Source organism: Xanthomarina sp., assembly GCF_035306705.1.
In the GTDB taxonomy this organism is placed as follows: Bacteria; Bacteroidota; Bacteroidia; order Flavobacteriales; family Flavobacteriaceae; genus Xanthomarina.
In genome coordinates, this window is the sequence record NZ_DATGNO010000041.1 from 1 (window position 1) to 2,942 (window position 2,942).

4 protein-coding genes are annotated in these 2,942 nt (G+C 31.7%); all 4 read left to right on the top strand.

The window, feature by feature from the left end:
* Nucleotides 1–1,010, top strand: a 1,010-nt coding sequence (locus VKY47_RS03305) for a glycosyltransferase family 4 protein (RefSeq protein ID WP_324310333.1), incomplete at its 5' end; no start/stop codon positions are given.
* Entirely contained in the window at nucleotides 1,000–1,587 is a 588-nt protein-coding gene (locus VKY47_RS03310) for an acyltransferase (RefSeq protein WP_324310335.1), read from the top strand. The genes VKY47_RS03305 and VKY47_RS03310, both read left to right, overlap by 11 nt.
* Nucleotides 1,584–2,699 (top strand): glycosyltransferase, encoded by a 1,116-nt coding sequence (locus VKY47_RS03315; RefSeq protein WP_324310336.1) that lies wholly within the window; start codon nucleotides 1,584–1,586, stop codon nucleotides 2,697–2,699. Before VKY47_RS03310 ends, VKY47_RS03315 begins: the two co-directional genes overlap by 4 nt.
* Nucleotides 2,686–2,942, top strand: a 257-nt coding sequence (locus VKY47_RS03320; RefSeq protein WP_324310338.1) for a polysaccharide biosynthesis protein, incomplete at its 3' end; no start/stop codon positions are given. The genes VKY47_RS03315 and VKY47_RS03320, both read left to right, overlap by 14 nt.

Genomic DNA, 2,942 nt, shown 5'->3' on the forward strand with positions numbered 1-2,942 from the left:
ATTTCTTAAGTAAGGTTAATGAGAATTTTCAAGTAGGTTTTTCACAATTTACAACCGTGTATAACCACAATTCTAATTTACAAAATTATGATATTACAGCTACCAGCATCGCTAATCATAATCTACCTAGTAAAAAGCACCCTTTATTTTTATTTAAATTAATAGGCATACTTTTAAAATACGATGTTATCTACATATTCTATCCTGGGTCTTTAGGGACATTAGTTGGAGTACTAGCGATACTATTAAATAAACCTTATGGCTTGTATGTAAGAGGCGAGTATTTTAATAATAATAGGTTTGATAAAATGGTACTGAAAAATAGTCGGTTTATGCTAACTATATCACCGGCCTTTGTGCCAAAATTAAATAAGTTTTGTAATAATGTTGAGGTTATAAAACCTATGATTTCTATTAAACCTCAAGACTTAAAACAAGACCGTGATTATTACAATTATAAGGTTATCAATTTATTGTTTGTAGGTAGAGTAGAAAAAGCAAAGGGGATTAATGAGTTAATTGAAATAGCACATCATTTAAAAAATAATAAGTTTAATTTTAAATTAGACATTATAGGTGGTGGCGATTTGTATGAAGATATTTCTGAAGTAATTAAAGAAAAAGGATTAGCTTCTAATGTAACTTTACATGGTCAAATAGCTGATGCAACACAGTTACAAGCATTTTATAACCAAGCAAACGTATTTGTGTTTCCTTCATATCATGAAGGCTTTCCAAGGGTGCTCTATGAAGCTATGGCAGGTGCACTGCCCATTTTCACAACCTTTGTTGGTGGTATTCCAGGAAGAATGAAGCATTTAGATAATTGTATAGAAATTCCTGTAAAAGACGCTGATAATTCGGCTATTATAATAACTAAGTATTTAAAGGAAAATGCTACTCTTGAAAAAGTAGGATTAAATGGGTTACAAACTATGGCAAAAATCATTGATGGTTCACTTTTAGATCATGAAGATTTACTTTTAAAAACACTGGATAATGAAAAATAAACTAATACGTTTTTGGAATTTCAAACCTTTTGGTTTGTTAATGACTACTGCTATACTTAGTAAAGTTATTTATGTGGCTTTATATGAGAAAATATCAAGTTTCTTTTGGAAATTTAATTTGAAGAATCTAGAAAAGAACGTTTTAATACAAAAGGGAGCTGTAATTCGATATCCTAAAAATGTTTCATTAGGAAAAAATGTATCAATTGGAAGAAAGGTTAATATTTTTACAGAATTTAGTGATAGTACTTTAATTATTGGAAATAATACCCAAGTTAATAAAAATGTTGAATTAGATTATAGCGGTGGTTTGACGATAGGGGATAATGTAGTTATTTCCGAGAATGCGACAATAATGTCTCATGATCATGGTTTAAACCCTAAATCAAAACCCATTAAAGTCAAAAAGTCAATTGGTGAAAATGTCTGGATTGGAGCAAGAGCAATTATTTTATCACAAGCAAAACATATAGGAAATAATTCAATTGTTGCATCAGGTTCTGTTGTAACTAAAGATGTACCTGAAAATGTAATAGTTGCAGGAAATCCAGCAAAAATTATTAGAGAATTTTTATGAAAATTTTTCACCCTATATTATGTTACTTTCCATCTCAAGCGGGTGGGCCAGCCAACACCTTGTATTGGTTAAATAGCGCTTTAAATCCAAATGAGTTTTCTAGCACTATAGTAGCCACAAACTTTGGTGTTGCTGCGCCAATAAATACTAAAGAATATGGCAAAGGGCATAAAGTGTTTTTTTTTAATGGAAAGGGGAGACAGTATATCAAGCAATGTTTGCAAGTACTTAAAACAGCTGAAGTTGTCCAGTTTTCTAGTATGTTTTTTCCGCCAACATTGCCAATTCTATTAATGGCAATACGTAGAAATAAGGCTATTGTAATGTCGCCACGGGGGGAATTGTATCAAGCAGCGGTGAGTCAAAAAGCATTTAAAAAAAAAATATGGTTAGCAGTAATTAAACATTTTCAAAGCAAAATTAATTTTCATGCGACTAATAATTTTGAGCTAGACATTATTAACAAAACATTTCCAAGGGCTAAAAGCACTATAGTGATTCCAAACTATATTGAAATGCCTGAAAAATATAATGCAGATATAAATGATAACTTTGTTTTTGTAGGCAGAATAAACCCTATTAAAAACATCCATATCTTAATTTCCGCCATAGCCGAAGTTAATAAGTTATATCCAAGTGCAAAATTAGATATAATTGGATCAGCTAGATTAGAGTACGAGGTCGCTTATATGCAAACATTAAAGGAACAAATAAAGGAATTAGCATTAGAAAAAGTCGTAACCTTTAAAGGACATTTAGATGGTGAGGCTAAACACCAAGCAATAGCAGCTAGTAAAGCTTTAATATTGCCTTCTAAATCAGAAAATTTTGGCAATGTTGTTTTGGAGGCCTTGGCGCAGGGTACACCGGTAATTGCTTCTAAAAATACACCATGGCAACTTTTAGAGAAACATAAAGCTGGAGCTTGGATAGAGGGTGAAGTAGTCCCGTTGGCAAAAAGACTGCAAGAACTTTTGAGTCTTGATAAAACCGCTTATACGCAAATGCGTGATAATGCATATGAATTATGCAAATCGAAATTTGATATAAAAACAAATATTCATATTTGGGAAAATTATTATAAAAAAATTACAACTTATGTTCAAAAATAAAACCTTATTAATTACCGGAGGTACAGGCTCTTTCGGGAATGCCGTACTAAATCGGTTTTTAGACACCGATATTAAAGAAATACGTATTTTTTCACGGGATGAAAAAAAACAACACGACATGCGTGTGCGTTTAAACAATCCTAAGGTAAAGTTTTACATAGGCGATGTACGTAATTACAATAGTATCTATAGTGCGATGCGTGGAGTGGATTATGTGTTTCAAGCCGCTGCTCTAAAACAAGT

Excerpts from the sequence above, each read along its gene's own strand:
- VKY47_RS03310 (WP_324310335.1), top strand. The coding sequence starts at position 1,000 with ATGAAAAATAAACTAATACGTTTTTGGAATTTCAAACCTTTTGGTTTG.
- VKY47_RS03315 (WP_324310336.1), top strand. The coding sequence starts at position 1,584 with ATGAAAATTTTTCACCCTATATTATGTTACTTTCCATCTCAAGCGGGT.